Origin of the sequence: Cohnella sp. GCM10012308 (genome assembly GCF_042649185.1) — a bacterium.
Lineage (GTDB): Bacteria > Bacillota > Bacilli > Paenibacillales > Paenibacillaceae > Cohnella.
Genome location: NZ_JBHRYU010000006.1, coordinates 203,449 through 218,165, shown reverse-complemented (window position 1 = coordinate 218,165; position 14,717 = coordinate 203,449). Strand labels below are relative to the sequence as shown.

Annotated in this window: 12 protein-coding genes; all 12 read right to left on the bottom strand. The window is 63.3% G+C overall.

All coding sequences use genetic code 11. The annotated features are described in order from the left end of the window. Nucleotides 1-14: 14 nt before the first annotated feature. On the bottom strand, nucleotides 15-1,019 hold the full coding sequence (locus ACFOTD_RS10315) for an ABC transporter ATP-binding protein (protein WP_378118315.1): 1,005 nt from the start codon (nucleotides 1,017-1,019) through the stop codon (nucleotides 15-17). 5 nt (nucleotides 1,020-1,024) lie between these two features. Further along, nucleotides 1,025-1,840, bottom strand: a complete 816-nt coding sequence (locus tag ACFOTD_RS10310) for an ABC transporter permease (RefSeq protein ID WP_378118313.1) — start codon at nucleotides 1,838-1,840, stop codon at nucleotides 1,025-1,027. 2 nt (nucleotides 1,841-1,842) lie between these two features. After that, nucleotides 1,843-2,634 carry an ABC transporter permease gene (locus tag ACFOTD_RS10305; protein ID WP_378118311.1) on the bottom strand — a complete coding sequence of 264 codons (792 nt, stop codon included), beginning with the start codon at nucleotides 2,632-2,634 and terminating at the stop codon, nucleotides 1,843-1,845. Beyond that, entirely contained in the window at nucleotides 2,631-4,388 is a 1,758-nt protein-coding gene (locus ACFOTD_RS10300; RefSeq protein ID WP_378118309.1) for a glycoside hydrolase family 13 protein, read from the bottom strand. The genes ACFOTD_RS10305 and ACFOTD_RS10300 overlap by 4 nt, the downstream gene beginning before the upstream one ends. A 14-nt stretch (nucleotides 4,389-4,402) precedes the next feature. Continuing rightward, nucleotides 4,403-5,272 (bottom strand): sugar phosphate isomerase/epimerase family protein, encoded by an 870-nt coding sequence (locus ACFOTD_RS10295; RefSeq protein ID WP_378118307.1) that lies wholly within the window; start codon nucleotides 5,270-5,272, stop codon nucleotides 4,403-4,405. Next, a complete protein-coding gene (locus ACFOTD_RS10290) occupies nucleotides 5,266-6,324 on the bottom strand; it encodes an aldo/keto reductase (protein WP_378118305.1) in 1,059 nt (352 codons plus the stop codon). Before ACFOTD_RS10290 ends, ACFOTD_RS10295 begins: the two co-directional genes overlap by 7 nt. Before the next feature lie 80 nt (nucleotides 6,325-6,404). Next, the gene (locus tag ACFOTD_RS10285; RefSeq protein WP_378118303.1) at nucleotides 6,405-7,685 is read right to left on the bottom strand and encodes a DegT/DnrJ/EryC1/StrS family aminotransferase; all 1,281 of its coding nucleotides are present in this window, start codon (nucleotides 7,683-7,685) and stop codon (nucleotides 6,405-6,407) included. Then, a complete protein-coding gene (locus ACFOTD_RS10280) occupies nucleotides 7,682-11,230 on the bottom strand; it encodes a glycoside hydrolase family 31 protein (RefSeq protein ID WP_378118301.1) in 3,549 nt (1,182 codons plus the stop codon). The genes ACFOTD_RS10285 and ACFOTD_RS10280 overlap by 4 nt, the downstream gene beginning before the upstream one ends. Beyond that, nucleotides 11,227-12,348, bottom strand: coding sequence for a 3-dehydroquinate synthase (gene aroB / locus ACFOTD_RS10275; RefSeq protein WP_378118299.1), 1,122 nt, complete (start codon nucleotides 12,346-12,348; stop codon nucleotides 11,227-11,229). The genes ACFOTD_RS10280 and aroB overlap by 4 nt, the downstream gene beginning before the upstream one ends. 20 nt (nucleotides 12,349-12,368) lie before the next feature. Then, nucleotides 12,369-12,728 carry a cupin domain-containing protein gene (locus ACFOTD_RS10270; protein ID WP_378118297.1) on the bottom strand — a complete coding sequence of 120 codons (360 nt, stop codon included), beginning with the start codon at nucleotides 12,726-12,728 and terminating at the stop codon, nucleotides 12,369-12,371. A 142-nt stretch (nucleotides 12,729-12,870) separates the two neighbouring features. Then, a complete protein-coding gene (locus tag ACFOTD_RS10265; RefSeq protein ID WP_378118295.1) occupies nucleotides 12,871-13,608 on the bottom strand; it encodes a ThuA domain-containing protein in 738 nt (245 codons plus the stop codon). Beyond that, on the bottom strand, nucleotides 13,605-14,690 hold the full coding sequence (locus tag ACFOTD_RS10260) for a Gfo/Idh/MocA family protein (RefSeq protein ID WP_378118293.1): 1,086 nt from the start codon (nucleotides 14,688-14,690) through the stop codon (nucleotides 13,605-13,607). The genes ACFOTD_RS10265 and ACFOTD_RS10260 overlap by 4 nt, the downstream gene beginning before the upstream one ends. Nucleotides 14,691-14,717 lie beyond the last annotated feature (27 nt).

Below are 14,717 nucleotides of genomic sequence, written 5' to 3'. Positions count from 1 at the left end.
CTCTCGCCCGTCCGCTAACCTTCCCGGGCGTCGAGATTCGGCTTCCTGCCCTTGTAAATCTCGTAAATCATGTCTTCGATGCTCGGCTCCTTCACCGAGACGTCGCGAATCGGATAGCGGTCCGCCAGCTCGGCGATAAGCCTGGACGCGCTGATGCCGTTCTTTTCAAACCGGAGCCATACGCGATGTCCTTCCGCCTTTACGGTTTCCGCCCGCGCATGGTACAGCCCGGACACGGGCCGCTCCAGCTCCACCTCCAGCATCCGGTACGGCGCGAGCCGCGAGAGGATTGCGCCTAGCGGGCCGTCCTCCACAAGCTTGCCGTGATTGATGACGACAAGCCTCCCGCACAGCTGCTCGACGTCGTCCAGATCGTGCGTCGTCAGGATAACCGTGGTGCCCCGCTCCTTGTTGATGCCGGCGATATAGCGGCGGATCGCGTGCTTGGCCTCGATATCCAGGCCGATCGTCGGTTCGTCAAGAAACAGGACGGACGGAGAATGGAGCATCGCCGCCGCGATATCCCCCCGCATACGCTGGCCCAGCGACAGCTGGCGGACCGGGATGTCCAGCAGATCCCCGATGCCGAGCACGTCGTGCATCAGCTCGAGATTCGCCTTGTACATACGCGCCTCGATCCGATAGATCCGGCGCAGCAGTTCGTAGGATTCGCCTAACCTGAGGTCCCAATAGAGCTGCGTCCGCTGACCGAACACGACGCCCAGGCGCCGCACGACCTCCTTGCGGCTGCGCTGCGGCGACAGCCCGTCGATCAGGATCGACCCGGAAGTCGGATGCAGGATGCCCGTCATCATCTTCACGGTCGTGCTCTTGCCCGCCCCGTTCGGACCGAGAAAGCCGACGATCTCTCCCGCCTCGATGCGGAAGCTGATGCCGTCGACGGCCCGCACGACCGTCTTGCGGGGAGCGAAGAGGCCGGCTAGGGAGCCGCTCAGGCCTTTCTTTTTGCGAACCAGCTTGAACGCCTTGACCAGATCCCGCACTTCCAATTGACTCATGGCCTTCACGCTCCCGCGCTTTCGTAGTTTCGCAATCCCCGGCTGAAAACGAGGCGTGCAAGGATGAACAGGGCCGCGCCGACGATCGGGGTCCACAGCGAGATGTCCGGCAGGCCCGGCGCCCGGCAGGCTTTGTCCAGCATGGCGCAGGCCGGATAGAAGCTGATGAATGCGATCGGCAGCGCCGCCGTCAGCACGGCTTGCAGCGCGAACGGATAGATGGACAGCGGATAAAGCGTCGATCGCTCCATGAAGTCGTTGAGCAGCATGAACATCGACTGGCTCCGCTTGGTCCAGAACGCGACCGAGCAGAAAATCGTAAAGATGGAGGAGCGAATCAGCGCCGCGCCCGCCACGACGAGGCCGATCCGGAGCGTATGGCCGGCAGTCCATTCGAAGTGCGCCAGCCGGCTGCCGTAGATCAGAATGACGACGCCGACCGCGACGTCCATCAGGCCGATGATATTGATGTACTTGACCGTGAACTGGTAGAACACGCCGAGCGGACGCAGCAGCATCCGGTCGAACTCGCCGCGCAGCACGTACGTCTCCAGCCACAGGTTCTGAACGGAGAACACCATCGTAATGCCGTGGCTCAGCTGGCCGAGGCCGTACAGGAAGGCAAGCTCCGCGAACGTCCAGCCGCTCAGCGACTGAAAGTTGGATACGATGAAGCGAAGCAGCAGGATGCCCGTGCCGTACATCAAAGGGATCATAACGAAGCAGCTGATGTAGTACATCGGGTACTCCAGCTGCTTTTGCACCGACAGCTTTAAGTAAAACCATCCGACGGAAGCGTAATATCGCAGCTTGTCCGGCACGGCTATCCCCCCTGTACGAGCACGCGCTTGCGGGCCCTGCTCCACATCGCGGCGGCCGCGAGCGATAGCGCGGCGATCCAGCCCGCCTGGACGAGCAGCTCGAAGGCGATCCGTCCGGGAGCAAGCTGCCCGATATAGATGCCAAGCGGCGTTTGATAGATATAAGAGAAAGGCAGGAAAACCAGCACGCTTCGCGCCTCCTCGGGAAACAGCCATAGCGGAATGAAGCGCCCGGACAGCAGCAGCAGCACGCCGTCTTTGATCGTGCCCAGATTGCCGAGCTGAAGCACCCAGAAGCAGAGCAGGCCGAGCATCAGACTGATGAGCCAGAGCAGCACGAAGCTGAGACAGGCGCTGACGAGAAACAGCAAAAACGCGGTGAGGCTGACGGGCAGCGGATTTTGCAAAAACAGGGCCATGACCAGCAGCAGTGGCACGAGCTGCGTAGCGACGGCGCCGAGCGCCGTGCCGACATCCTCGAAAAAGTAGAGAAGCACGAGCCGAACGGGACGAAAAAAGTCGACGGCGATATCGCCCTGCCCGATGCGCTCCTGCAGCTTCTCCTCCACGGTTTTCGGAAAAAACGACGTCAGCAGCACCGACATCATCGCGTAGGCGATCATCCCGTCCTCCGTCACGCCCGCGACGCTGTCGATGCCGCGGTAGGCCGCCTTCCACAGATACAAGTTGGCGAGCAGCACGATCACGTTCGTGCCGAGCGCGGCGAATACCTCGAAGCGATAGGCCAGCGAGACGAGCAGCTTCATCTTGGCCGCGTACAAATACGGACTCAACGCTCGCTCCACCTGTAGACACGTGCCTCGTAAGGCAGAAGCGCAAGCCTTGCCGGTTCGTCCCCGCCGTCATGCCCCTCGCCGGAAACCGGGCCCGCAGCCGCCGTCTCCGCATACGCCCGCTCCTCCTGGTCGCCCAGGTTGGCGATCAGCAGCTCTGCATACGGCGCGAGCCGTCCGGGCGGCAAGTCGAGGGTCGCCGGCTTTCCGAAGAAGTTAAGCACGACGAGCAGCCTGTCATCCCCGAGCCGCCGCGTATAAGCGAAGACCGACTCGTCTGCCTCGGCGACAGGCTCGAATTCGCCGTAGACGATGACCGGATGCGCCTTGCGCAGCGCGAGCAGACGCCGGTAATAAGCGAGCACGGAATCCGGATCTTCGAGCGCGCGCTCCGCGTTAATCTCCTTATAGTTCGGATTAAGCCCGATCCAGGGGACGCCTTCCGTAAAACCGGCCTGCGCGCCGGCGTTCCACTGCATGGGCGTCCGGACGTTGTCCCGCCCCTTCCGGTAGATCGCTTCCATCGCCTGACGGGGGTTCATGACCCCTTGCTCTGTCGCTTCGCGGTAGAAATTCAGCGTCTCGACGTCGCGGTAGTCGCCGATCGATTCGAAACGGACGTTGGTCATGCCGAGCTCTTCGCCCTGATAAATGAAGGGCGTGCCCTGCAGCGTATGCAGCAGCGTCGCCAGCATCTTGGCCGACCGGACGCGGTAGGGGCCGTCGTCGCCGAAGCGGGACACCATCCGCGGCTGATCGTGATTGTTCAGATACAGGCTGTTCCAACCGATGCCGTGCAGCCCGGTCTGCCAGGCGGCGACGATCCGCTTGATGTCGCGCAGCTGCCACGGCACCACGTCCCATTTCCATATCGGCCCCGAATCGACGCTCATCAGCTCGAAGTTGCAGATCATATGGAGCTCGCGCCGCTCGTCGCGAACGTAGTCGGCCGCGGTCTCCGGCGTCACGTTCAGCGTCTCGCCGACCGTCATCAAGTCGTAGCGGCTCAGCACCCGCTCGTTCATTTCCCGCAGCAGCTCGTGCACGCCCGGCTGGTTCGCGTACAGGCTCTCGTCGAACACGTATCCTTCGTCCGTCGCCGGCGGCTTGTCCGAATCCGGAAAGCCCTCCGCCTTCAAAATCAGGTTGATCGTGTCCATCCGAAAACCGTCGAAACCTTTATCCAGCCAAAAGCGCATCATCTCGTAGATTTCTTCCCTGAGCGCGGGATTTTTCCAGTTCAGATCAGGCTGCTTTTTCGAAAACAAGTGCAAATAATATTCGCCTGTCGCTTCGTCGCAGGACCATGCGGACGAGGAGAAGTAGGAGCGCCAGTTGTTCGGCTCCCTGCCGTCGCGCCCTTCCCGCCAGATGTAGTAATCGCGCTTCGGATTCGTCTTGGAAGATCGCGATTCCACGAACCAGGGGTGCTCGTCCGACGTATGGTTGACGACGAGATCCATGATGATGCGAATGCCGCGGCCGTGCGCCTCCTGCAGCAGCCGCTCGAGATCCGCCATCGTGCCGAACGTCGGCATGACGTCGCGGTAGTCGGAAATGTCGTAGCCGCTGTCTTCGCCGGGGGAGCGGTAGACCGGGCAAAGCCAAATGACGTCGACGCCAAGACTGCGAATATAATCAAGCTTCTGCGTGATCCCGTTCAGGTCGCCGATGCCGTCTCCGTCCGAATCCCGGAAGCTAGCCGGGTAGATCTGATAAACGACGGCTTCCTTCCACCAGCTCGCAGTTTTCATCGCGCTTGCCCCCTCTAGCGTTCGATTAACTGCGCGGGAGAGCCGGCATCGGCATAACGGTTGCGCAGACGTTCCATATCCTCGGGCTCGATCGGCAGGCCCGAATGATCCAGTACGACGTTCATATAAGGCTTTCTCTCTTTCAGCAGCCCGAACAGAAGGTCATAGTCGACCGCTCCAGTTCCTGGCGGTACCGCCCGCTTGCGGCCCTCGTCGAGCACGAAGTCCTTGGCGTGCACGAGCTCGATCCGGTCGCCGAACAGCTCGAAGGCGCGCCGGATCATGGCGGCCTGGCTATCGATATTGTCCGCCGACAGCAGGTTCGCGGGATCGAAGACGATATGCAGATGGCGCGAGCCGATATCGGCGATCATGCGGGCGAGCTTGTCCGGACTGTTCGCGACGAAGGAGGTTACGCCCTCGATGCCAAGCTTGACGCCGAACGATTCGGCTTCGCGGACCAGCTCGCGCAGGCCGTTCACGCACAGCTCGTAGGCAGCCTCGCCGTGGTTGTCCGGGTGCCAGGAAAAATCGGCGTTCAGCGAGCCGGTCTCCGTGCTCACCATGCCGCAGCCGAAGTCGCGGGCGTGGCGGATGCGCTCCTTGAACAGCTCCAGCTGCCGCCTTCGCGCGTCGGGATCGGGATGCACCGGATTGATGTAGCATTCGATCGACGCAATCTGGACACCCCGTTCGCGGAAGGCGTCTCCGATATGCCTTGCCATGCCGGCGCTTAATTTGCCGTAGCCGGTATCGATGGCGGTAAGTGTCTCCGGCAGCGACAGCTGAATGCACGAAAAGCCCATTTCCGCCGTCTGCCTCGCGAATTCTTGCGCCGACTGCCCGCGTTCCAGGCAGCGTGCGCTAATGCCCAGTCTCAACATGCCGATCGCTCCTCGTCGTTAATAGTCGTTAGCCCTCGTTGCCGATCGCTTGCCGGCTCGCGCTCGGGCGGCGCGTCTCCGCGTTCCAGCCAAGCGATCTCGTCCGCCGTAAAATCCTCGTCCGTCGCTATGGCGTTGTCGGCCATCCGGTCCGCGCGGCCGCTCGCCGCGATCGCATAGGCATCCAGCAGGCCGTTCGCAGCCAGACTCGTCACGTAGCGGAGCGCGACCTGAGGCACGGTCAGCCCCTTGCGCTCGGCCATCTCGAATGCGCGACCCAGGCGGCCGGTGTTCGCGTCGTTGACCCAGGCATCGACGCTCCATGCCGGAAGCTCGCCCGCGGCCAGCCGGGCAGGCAGCAACGCCGGCGTCAGGCTACCGTCGAGGAAGCCGACGCCGAGCACGGAATAGCCGACAACGGCGATGCCGTTGCTGCGGTACCACTTCCGGGCAGGCTGCCCCGCCTCTCCGCCGATGCCGGGGCAATCGCGCCACCAGTGAATCTCCGTGGCCTTCCGCTCGAGCAGCGACAGCTGCGGACCGGACACGGCGAAGGGGCGAAGTCCGTGGCGCTCCGCATATGCATTCGCCTCCCCGATGCGCGCGTGCGACCAGTTCGAGGCGCCGTACGCCTTAATCCTCCCTGCCTCCCAGTGGCCGTGCAGCGCCTCGACGATCGGGCCGACCTCGCCCTCCGGATCGTCCCGGTGGAGCAGGAACAGGTCGACGCTGCCGGTGTCCAGATCGTGCAGCGAAGCCCGCAGATCCGCCTCCAGCTCGCGGGGCGTCACCCGCTTGCCGCCGGGCCCGTCCATGCAGCCCTTGGCCAGCACGGCGACCCGTTCCCGAATGCCGCGGGTCCGCATCCAGCGGCCGATCAGGCGGTCCGTCTCGCCGTCATAGTAAGACCGGGCCGTATCCCATACCGTGTATCCCGCTTCCAAGCAGGCGTCGAAGTGCGCGAAGCAGGCGCCCTCGTCCGCGAAGCCGCGCGCGCCGACGACCAGGCGGGACAGCGGCTTGTCCACGCCCGCAATCGTTCCGTATCTCATCGCTCAGATCCCCCTTTGATTCGGCCGGCGAGGCTGCGGGCGCGCATGCGCCGCCTGCAAGACTCGCCGGCCGCCGCATGTTATACAACCTCGCTAAGCCGCTCGCTTGTCGAATAGCGCGGCTGCGCAGCTTCGCGCAGCTCGTGCCTGTGCTCGAATATTTTGCCGGCGGCGTCCGCGATCTTTCTGCGGTCGGCCGCGCCGAGCAGCAGCGTCGTGTGCGAGAAGTTGATCGCCTCCTCCGCGAACGCACGCTCGCTGACCGGCAGCTCGAAGCGCGACGGATCGATGGCTCGCCAGTACTCTTCGGACAGCTTGTGCGTATTTTTGTTGCGCGGATTGTAGAACGGGCTGGCGTTCAGCGGCTCGTAAACGTTGGAGCAATTCAATGTCCCCTCCAGCTCCGAGACCAGCGCCGCCATGAACGCGTCCTTCGGAATGCCGTCCCAGGCTTCGCGGTCGTACTTGACCGTAAGACAGTAGTAGGATTGCTTGGTGATATTCGGGCTGCGGTACAACGGCCGCAGGCCCGGCAGCTCCGAGAGGGCGCGCTCCAGCTCGAGTGCGTTGCGGTCTCGCTCCGCGTTCTGCGCCTCCAGCCGCCCCAGCTGCGCGATCAGAATCGCCGCCTGGAACTCCGTCATGCGGTAATTGCCGCTGTGCATGACCGGCGCGCCGGCACGCGCGTCGCGTCCGCACATTTTAAGCGACTGCATCAGATCGGAGAGCTTGCCGCTGTTCGTCGTCAGGAAGCCGCCCTCGCCGGCGTTGATGATCTTGGAGGACTGAAAGCTGAACGAGCCGACGCTGCCGATGGAGCCGACCGGCCTTCCCTTCCATTCGGAGCCGTGCTGGTGCGCGCAGTCCTCGACGACATGCAGGCGGTACCGGTCCGCCAGGCGCATGATCGCGTCCATATCGGCGATGCGCCCGTATAGATGGACCGGGATGATCGCCCGCGTCCGCGTCGTGATCGCCGCCTCGATCGCGCGCGGATCGATCGTATAGGTATCGGGATCGGCGTCGACCAGCACCGGCACGGCGTTGACGTCGAGCACGGCCGTCGCGGTCGCCTGCCAGGTCATGCCGGGAACGATGACCTCGTCCCCGGGTCCGATCCCCAGGGCTTCCAGGGCCAGCTTCAGCGAGACGGTTCCGTTGGCCACCGCCACGCCGTAGTCCGCGCCGCAGAAGCGGGCGAACGAAGCTTCGAATTCCTGCTCTTTCGGACCGAGGAACCCCCAGTTGCCGCTGCTCACCACATCCGTCACCAACTCCAGCTCGCGCTCGCCGAATATCGGCCAAGCGGGTACGTTCAGCGCGCCGACCGCCGCGCCTCCGTGAATCGCCAGCTTCCTCATCCTGCATCCTCCTCGTTCTCGATTAGGCTTCCGTCGTTGAATAAAAGCTCGACTGGCACGCCGCCTGTCACGATCACATCGCCAGGTCCGATTCCCTTGAGGCAGTTCAAGACGACGACGATGCCCGCGCCGTATTCGCCTTCCGCACGGATCGACAGCTTGTCTTCCTCCAGCATGGCCTCCAGGCAAACGACGTTGCCCAGGTCGTCCGCGAAGCTGTACCGCAGCTTGTCGGACAGATGAACCCAGAAGACAAGCCGGCGATAGCCGTCCACCGCATTGCCGACCGGGCCGAACAGCCGTCCGTTATCCGTCAGGTTGAGCGGGACGACAGAGTTCGCACGCTGGTACACGGGTATTTGTCCGATGTCCGCCTCCCGCTCCAGCATTGCGCCGCCCGATAAGATCTGCCCGCTGAAAAAGTCCATCCAATCGCCCTTCGGCAAATACAAGCGCTTGCTCGCCGCCCCCGCCTCCAGCACCGGCGCGACGAGCAGCGACTCGCCGAACATATACTGGTCCCACAGCCGCAAGCATGAAGGATCTCCCGGGTGGCTCAGGAACATCGCGCGCATCATCGGCAGCCCGGTCGCGACGCTCGCCACCGCCTGCTCGTAGCAGTAGGGTACCAAATTCATGCGCAAGTCCATGTACCGTTTGAACAGGCGCAGCGCAAGCTTCGACCCGGTGCGCTCGGCGACGTTCCAGGGCGTGCGGTCGTACGTTTTTTTCTCCATCGATTCCGAATGCAACTGCACGATCGGACAAAAGACGGACATCTGCGTCGATCGGATATAGAGCTCCGCATCCGGGATTTCCCCGCTGAAGTTGCCCAAGTCCCATCCCCAGAAGGGGATGCCCGACAGTCCCGCGCTAAGCCCCGCGCGCACGGCGTCCCGGAATGCCGGGAAGGTCGACAGATCGTCGCCCGCCCAGTGGACCGGCAGCCGCTGCGCCCCCTGGCAGCCCGCGCGGCTGAACGTAATGCCGCCGCCCGGCCGATTCGCGACCGAACGGTAGTACGCTTCGGCGAAGGCGTTGGGATACGCGTTGCGCATCTCCTCCTCGGTCTTGCCGTTGGAGAAGCGCAGCCCCTCGTCGAGAATGCATTCGCCCCCGTCCGTCTTGTAGCCGTCGATGCCGATCTCGGACACGAGATATTCGCGCTTCCCCATCCACCAGTCGCGCGCCTCGGGGTTCGTAAAGTCCGGCAGCAGACTGTGTCCGAACCAATAAAAGTGGCTCCGGTACGCGCGTCCGTCCCGGTAGCGGACATGGTAGTCCCGTTCGAGCATCGTCCGCTCGTCGGCATCCCGCTGCGCGTTGCTCACGCTGCCGAAGTACATCTGATAGGGCGCCTGCCAAAGCAGGACGCGGACGCCGGCTTCGTGCAGCTCGCTTACCATCCGCCTCGGATCGGGCCACTTGCCGTCCGTGTCGAACGCGAAGTCCTCGTAGCGGAACGCCTCCTCGCCGGACTTCACCTCGTACTTCGCGCCGTTGAAAATATAGAACGTCGCCTCGTCGCTCCACTGCTCGAGGATGATTGCCCCGACCGGCACGCCGTGCGCCTCCGCCAGCGCGAGTTGCTCGCGGACGTCCCGCTCGCTGTCCCAGCTGTTGCTCGAGATCCACAGCCCGAAGCACCACTTGGGCGGCAGCGCCGGTATGCCGGTCAAGCCGGCGTATTCGCGCAGCGTCTCCTCCGGTCCGCCATCGAACAGGTACATCGACAGCGACTCGGCGCCTTCGGGCCATCCAATCTCGGCTTCCGTCCGATCCGGCGCGCGGGAACCGAATCTCAGCTTGACCGCCGCTGTCGTATCGGCATAGAAGCCGTAGCCGGCCGAACTGACGAACATCGGGACGGGCAGGTACGTTTTGAGCCCGTGGTTTTTGTATTTGTTGTAGACGCTGCAGTCGATCTCACGTCCGCCGAGCTCCAGATGGGAGAATCGCTCGCCCGTGCCGAAGAACGCTTCATCCGCTTCCTTCGCGAGCCCGATCCGCAGCTTGCGCACGCGGCCGTCTCCGCCGGCCAGCAGCGCGAGGTCGGCGAATTCGCCGCCCGCGGCGCCGCCGAACAACCGGGCCAGACTTCCCAGGCTGCGCGTCAGCGCATCTTCGGTCCCGCTCTCCGGCTTGACGGCGTCCTTCGCTGCTGCTTCCTCCGCATTCGCATCCGCACCGCTCTGGACCGCGCCGATCGGAAAGGCAGTCAGTTCTTCCGCGATCGCCTCGATCGCCTCTTCCTCCAGCGCGAACGACAAGCGGACCGACCGCGCGCCGTGACGTCTAACGCGCAGACACGGGATGCCGCGCAGGCTGCCGACGCGGTCGAACCTGACAAGCAGCTCTTCCGCTTCCTCGCGGACGTCCGTCATGCGCAGCCGATGCCAGCTCAGTACGTCGAAGTCGTAGCTCGCGGAACGCGCGATCTCGTTATCGAACCGCACTTCAAATTCGTAATTGACCCTCCTTCCATCCTGGAATGAACCGATGCAAGCCTCCCAATAGCGTTCGCCGTCCGGCGAAGCCGCGAGTGTCATGCGGTAATCCGCCGTCGCCTCGCCCTCGGCATGGCAGACCACGTGTACCTGCTGGTCCGCGTGAAACGGAATCGTATGCGCCCGAATCCACACTTGCTCGCCCGCCTCGGGATGCCGCGGATCGCGCTCGTAATTCCGGGTGCTGTACGGATCGTTTTCGCCGACCGGCTTGTGGAAGACGACCGTACCGCGCTTGCCTGACGAAGGGACGTTTAGCCGGCGCTTTACGATGCCCAGCAGGGCGTCCGCGAGACCGGACCGCTCCGTCCCGTTATCCCGCAGCGCCTCCGCGCTCTCCAGCATCCGCCGCGCATACGCCTCGTACCCGGCTTCCGCGTAATACCAGGCGAGCAGCAGCGTCAGATCCGCCCGCTCCCGGTCTTCGTCCGGATACCGCCGTCTCGAGAAGGAGACGCCCCTGCCCGACAACCTTTTCTCCAGCGTGTGGATCGTCCGCTCCAGATACAGGTCGTCCATCCGGACCAGCCCGAACGGTACCGCGACGAGCGAGATGTCCCCCATGTCGCCGATCATGGCCGGATCGCCTTTGAGACCGACATACTCCCCTTCCCGCAGGGCGTAAATGAAAGCGTACATCCGCATCTCGGCCAGCAGCGGCTCCAGATCCTCATCCTCCGCATAAGGCCGGACGGCATCGATCGCGCCGTACATGATGGCGATATTCGCCGTGAAGATGCCGACCTGCGATCGGAACAGCCAATGCCTGCCCGCCTTGTCCCATCCGTCCCGGATGCGATCGATGCAGAGGCGCACCGCAGCGGGCGGATACGCGGCTTCGTCTTCCCGCCCCTCCGCGGCGCGGCACCCGCCCGCGCACCAGAGCCACAGCGCCAGATCGACCGTCTCGTCTACCCGGCCTCCGATATCGCCGGACAGCTCCCGCACCCGGCGCTTCGCCTCTTCGAGCCGGCCCTCCAGCAGCAGGGCGTAGCAGGCGAAGGCTTGTCCGCCAAGACCGACCGTCGTCTCGTTCATCGGCGTCCATCCTCCAGCCCGGCCAGCGCCCTGGCGATATCGGACTCGTCGATGTCGTCGGTCATCACGACTTCGCCGAGCCGCCGGCCCGGCAGCACGAAGTGCAGGTTGCCGTCGCGGACCATGCGGATGACCGACACCGCCTCCCAGATGCGCTCGACCGGCACCCGGGTTCGGGTAGGCAGCCCGAGCGCTCGAATCAGGGCCACGATGCGTTCCCCTATCGCAGCAGGACAGACGCCCTTATCGACGGCGATGCGGGCGGCGACCGCCATGCCGACCGCGACCGCTTCGCCGTGCCGCATGCGTCCGTACCCCTCTTCCTTCTCCACGGCATGGCCGACGGTATGGCCGAAGTTCAGCGGCCGGCGCAGATCGGCTTCGTACGGATCGCCCGACAGCAGCTCCACCTTCAGCAGCGAGGTGCGGTTGATAATGAGGGCGAGCGTCTCGGTATCCCGTGCTAGAATCGCTGGTACGGCGCGCTCGATCGTCTCGAAAAGCGTTTCGTCCGCGATCACGGCCGTCTTGACCACCTCCGCCATGCCGGAGCGCAAATCCCGTTCGGACGAGGTGAGCAGCACGGAAGGATCGGTATAGACAAACGAGGGATGGTGGAACGCGCCGACCAGGTTTTTGCCCGCCGGATGATTGACCGCCACCTTGCCCCCGATCGCGCTGTCCACCTGCGCCAGCAGCGATGTCGGTACGTTGATGTAGGGGACCCCTCTCAAATAGGTGGCGGCGATGAAGCCGACCGTATCGATCACCATGCCGCCGCCGAAGGCGATCAGAACCGTTCGCCGCCTCGCCCGCAGGTCCAGCAGCTGCCGGTAAACTTTGTTCGCGGTATGGAGCGACTTGGTCCGTTCTCCTGCGGGAAGCACGATTGCGTTAACGGGAATGCCCGCTTCGTCCATAGACGCGGACACCCGGTTTCCGTGCAACGTCCATACGTTGCGGTCGCTGATGACGACAGCGGACACGGCGCCGAACGCTCTCCGCAGCTCCTCCCCGAGTGTCTCGACGAGCCCGTCCCGAATACGAATCTTATAACAGTCCGTCCGGGGAACGGTCACCGCAATGTCGGCAGTCTCTACAACGTTCGGAATCATCATGAATTTCCTCCTCGTTAGGTTTAATTGGCCGGCATCGGCACCTGTACGACGAACAAATGGATATCGTCGCTTCCGCAGTTGCGCAAGCCGTGTGTCGATCCGTCCGGATTCAGGATCAGGTCGCCCGCTTTGACGGCAAATCGGCTGTCGCCGATCTGCATGCTGCCACTTCCTTTCAAGATCAAATAAAACTCCTCGTTACCCCGGTGCTGATGCAATCCGATGGCGCTGCCCGGAGGCAGGACCGCATAATCGACGAAATCGATCGGTACGCCGAAGTCTTCGTCCGTGCACACTCTGGCAAATTCCATCGGTCCTTCGCCGTCGTGCATGCCGAACACCCGCTTGCGCTCCGCTTCGTAAATATTGCGCAATAGCAATCATCATCACCCCCTTTAAATAGTTTGAATATTCAGATTTATGCATCGCAAAGAAAACCCCGAGTATGCAAAACCTCTATAGGAGGCAACCGGATGCATGCTCGAGGTTGTTTAAACATGTTGTAGACGAAGCGATGAAACGTTAAACTTTGGCGGCGATCGCCTCCAGCGGCTGCGCGTTACCGAACCTGGGCGCGGCGCCCCGCTCGTCCGCGGTCCAGCGGACGGCGTTCGCGATCACGCGAAGCACGTGCTCGTTGTAATACGTCGGATAAGTCTCGTGTCCGGGGCGGAAATAAAAGATTTTTCCGTTCCCCCTGCTGTAAGCGCACCCGCTGCGGAATACCTCTCCGCCCTCGAACCAGCTTACCAGCACCAGTTCGTCCGGGTCGGGTACGTCGAAAAATTCGCCGTACATTTCTTCCTTTTCCAGTTCGAAATACGGAGGCAGCCCCGCCGCGATCGGATGCGAAGGCTTGACGACCCACAGACGTTCCTTCTCGTCGGCTTCGCGCCAGAGCAGCGCGCAGGAGGTGCCCATCAGCCGCTTGAATATTTTGGAGTAGTGTCCCGAGTGCAGCACGATCAGTCCCATGCCTTCCAGCACGCGCCGCTGTACCCGGTCAACGATCGCTTCGTCGACCTCGCCATGCGCCCGGTGTCCCCACCAGACGAGCACGTCGGTACGCGCCAGCACGTCCTCAGACAATCCATGCTCCGGCTCGTCCAGCGTCGCCGTGCCAAGCTCGAACCCGTACGGCGCGAGCCCTTCGCGCAGCGCCTCGTGAATGCCCGCCGGATAAATGCGCTGCACGTCCGGATCCGACCGCTCGTGGCGGTATTCGTTCCAGATCGTCACGCGCGGCGTCGATTGATTCATATCCCTTCCCCCTCGTTCCAGTCCTCCAGCTCTTCGACGCGCACGGATCTCCGACTGCGACTCGACTGCACGACCGCCTCCAGAATTTTCTGGTTCATGTAGCCGTCGTGCAAAGTAGGCAGTTCCTCGCGGACGCTGCCCCGCACCATATCGACGAAATCCTGCATTTGCGCCAGCTTGTAGCGGGCCGGCACGGCGATCCGTTCCCGGACCTCGCTGCCTTCCGCATTGCGGTGGATCCAAGTGAGATAGTCGCCTTGTTCCCAGTTCATGTGAAGCGTGCCGGTGTCGCCGTACACGGCGATCTCGAACTGATTTTGCGAGCCGAAGGCGTTGCGCGACGTTTGAAAGACGGCGGGAATGCCCGGCTCAAGCAAAGCGGTGAACGCGGCGAAGTCGTCGATATCGACGTCTACCATAGCCCCGGTAGTTGGATCCTCCCGCTGCCCGATGAGATTGCTCATCAGCGCCGCGACCTCGGCCGGTTCGCCGACCAGGAAGCGGGCGGCGTCGATCATATGCGAACCCAGATCGCCCAGCGTGCCTGTACCCGTGACGGAACGGTCCAGCCGCCAGTTCATTTTTGTCCCGAACGGCGTGCCGCCCCATTGCTGCAAATATTGTACGAACAAATGCCGGACCGGGCCGATCCGGCCGTCGCGGATCCACTCGCGCGCCATCCGGAATGCGGGGACGTAGCGATAGGAAAAGCCGACCATGCAAGGCGACGGATTCGACGCCGCCAGACGCTTCAGGATCGCCGCTTCTTCGTACGTCCGCGTGAACGGCTTCTCCGTCATGAGCGGCTTCCCGTGCGTCAGGCACAGGCGGATAATCTCGTAATGCGCGTCGTTCGGCGTGATGGACAGTACCGCATCCACCTCCGGGTCGCGGATGAGCGATTCCGCGTCCGTATGGCGCGATGCTGCGTCGATGCCGTGTCGCTCCGCCCACTCGGCGACTTTGACGGCGTCCTGGTCGCAGACGGCGGCGAGCCGTACGCCGGCAATGCCTGCCAGCTGTCCGATATGGACGGCGGCCATGCCGCCAAGCCCGATCAGTCCCAATTTTACGGTTGTCATGCCGCGATTCTCTCCTTTGTCCGGGGA

Coding starts and splice junctions, on each gene's coding strand:
- ACFOTD_RS10280 (WP_378118301.1), bottom strand. CDS start 11,230: ATGAACGAGACGACGGTCGGTCTTGGCGGACAAGCCTTCGCCTGCTAC.
- ACFOTD_RS10315 (WP_378118315.1), bottom strand. CDS start 1,019: ATGAGTCAATTGGAAGTGCGGGATCTGGTCAAGGCGTTCAAGCTGGTT.
- ACFOTD_RS10300 (WP_378118309.1), bottom strand. CDS start 4,388: ATGAAAACTGCGAGCTGGTGGAAGGAAGCCGTCGTTTATCAGATCTAC.
- ACFOTD_RS10290 (WP_378118305.1), bottom strand. CDS start 6,324: ATGAGATACGGAACGATTGCGGGCGTGGACAAGCCGCTGTCCCGCCTG.
- ACFOTD_RS10265 (WP_378118295.1), bottom strand. CDS start 13,608: ATGAATCAATCGACGCCGCGCGTGACGATCTGGAACGAATACCGCCAC.
- ACFOTD_RS10285 (WP_378118303.1), bottom strand. CDS start 7,685: ATGAGGAAGCTGGCGATTCACGGAGGCGCGGCGGTCGGCGCGCTGAAC.
- aroB (WP_378118299.1), bottom strand. CDS start 12,348: ATGATGATTCCGAACGTTGTAGAGACTGCCGACATTGCGGTGACCGTT.
- ACFOTD_RS10295 (WP_378118307.1), bottom strand. CDS start 5,272: ATGTTGAGACTGGGCATTAGCGCACGCTGCCTGGAACGCGGGCAGTCG.
- ACFOTD_RS10260 (WP_378118293.1), bottom strand. CDS start 14,690: ATGACAACCGTAAAATTGGGACTGATCGGGCTTGGCGGCATGGCCGCC.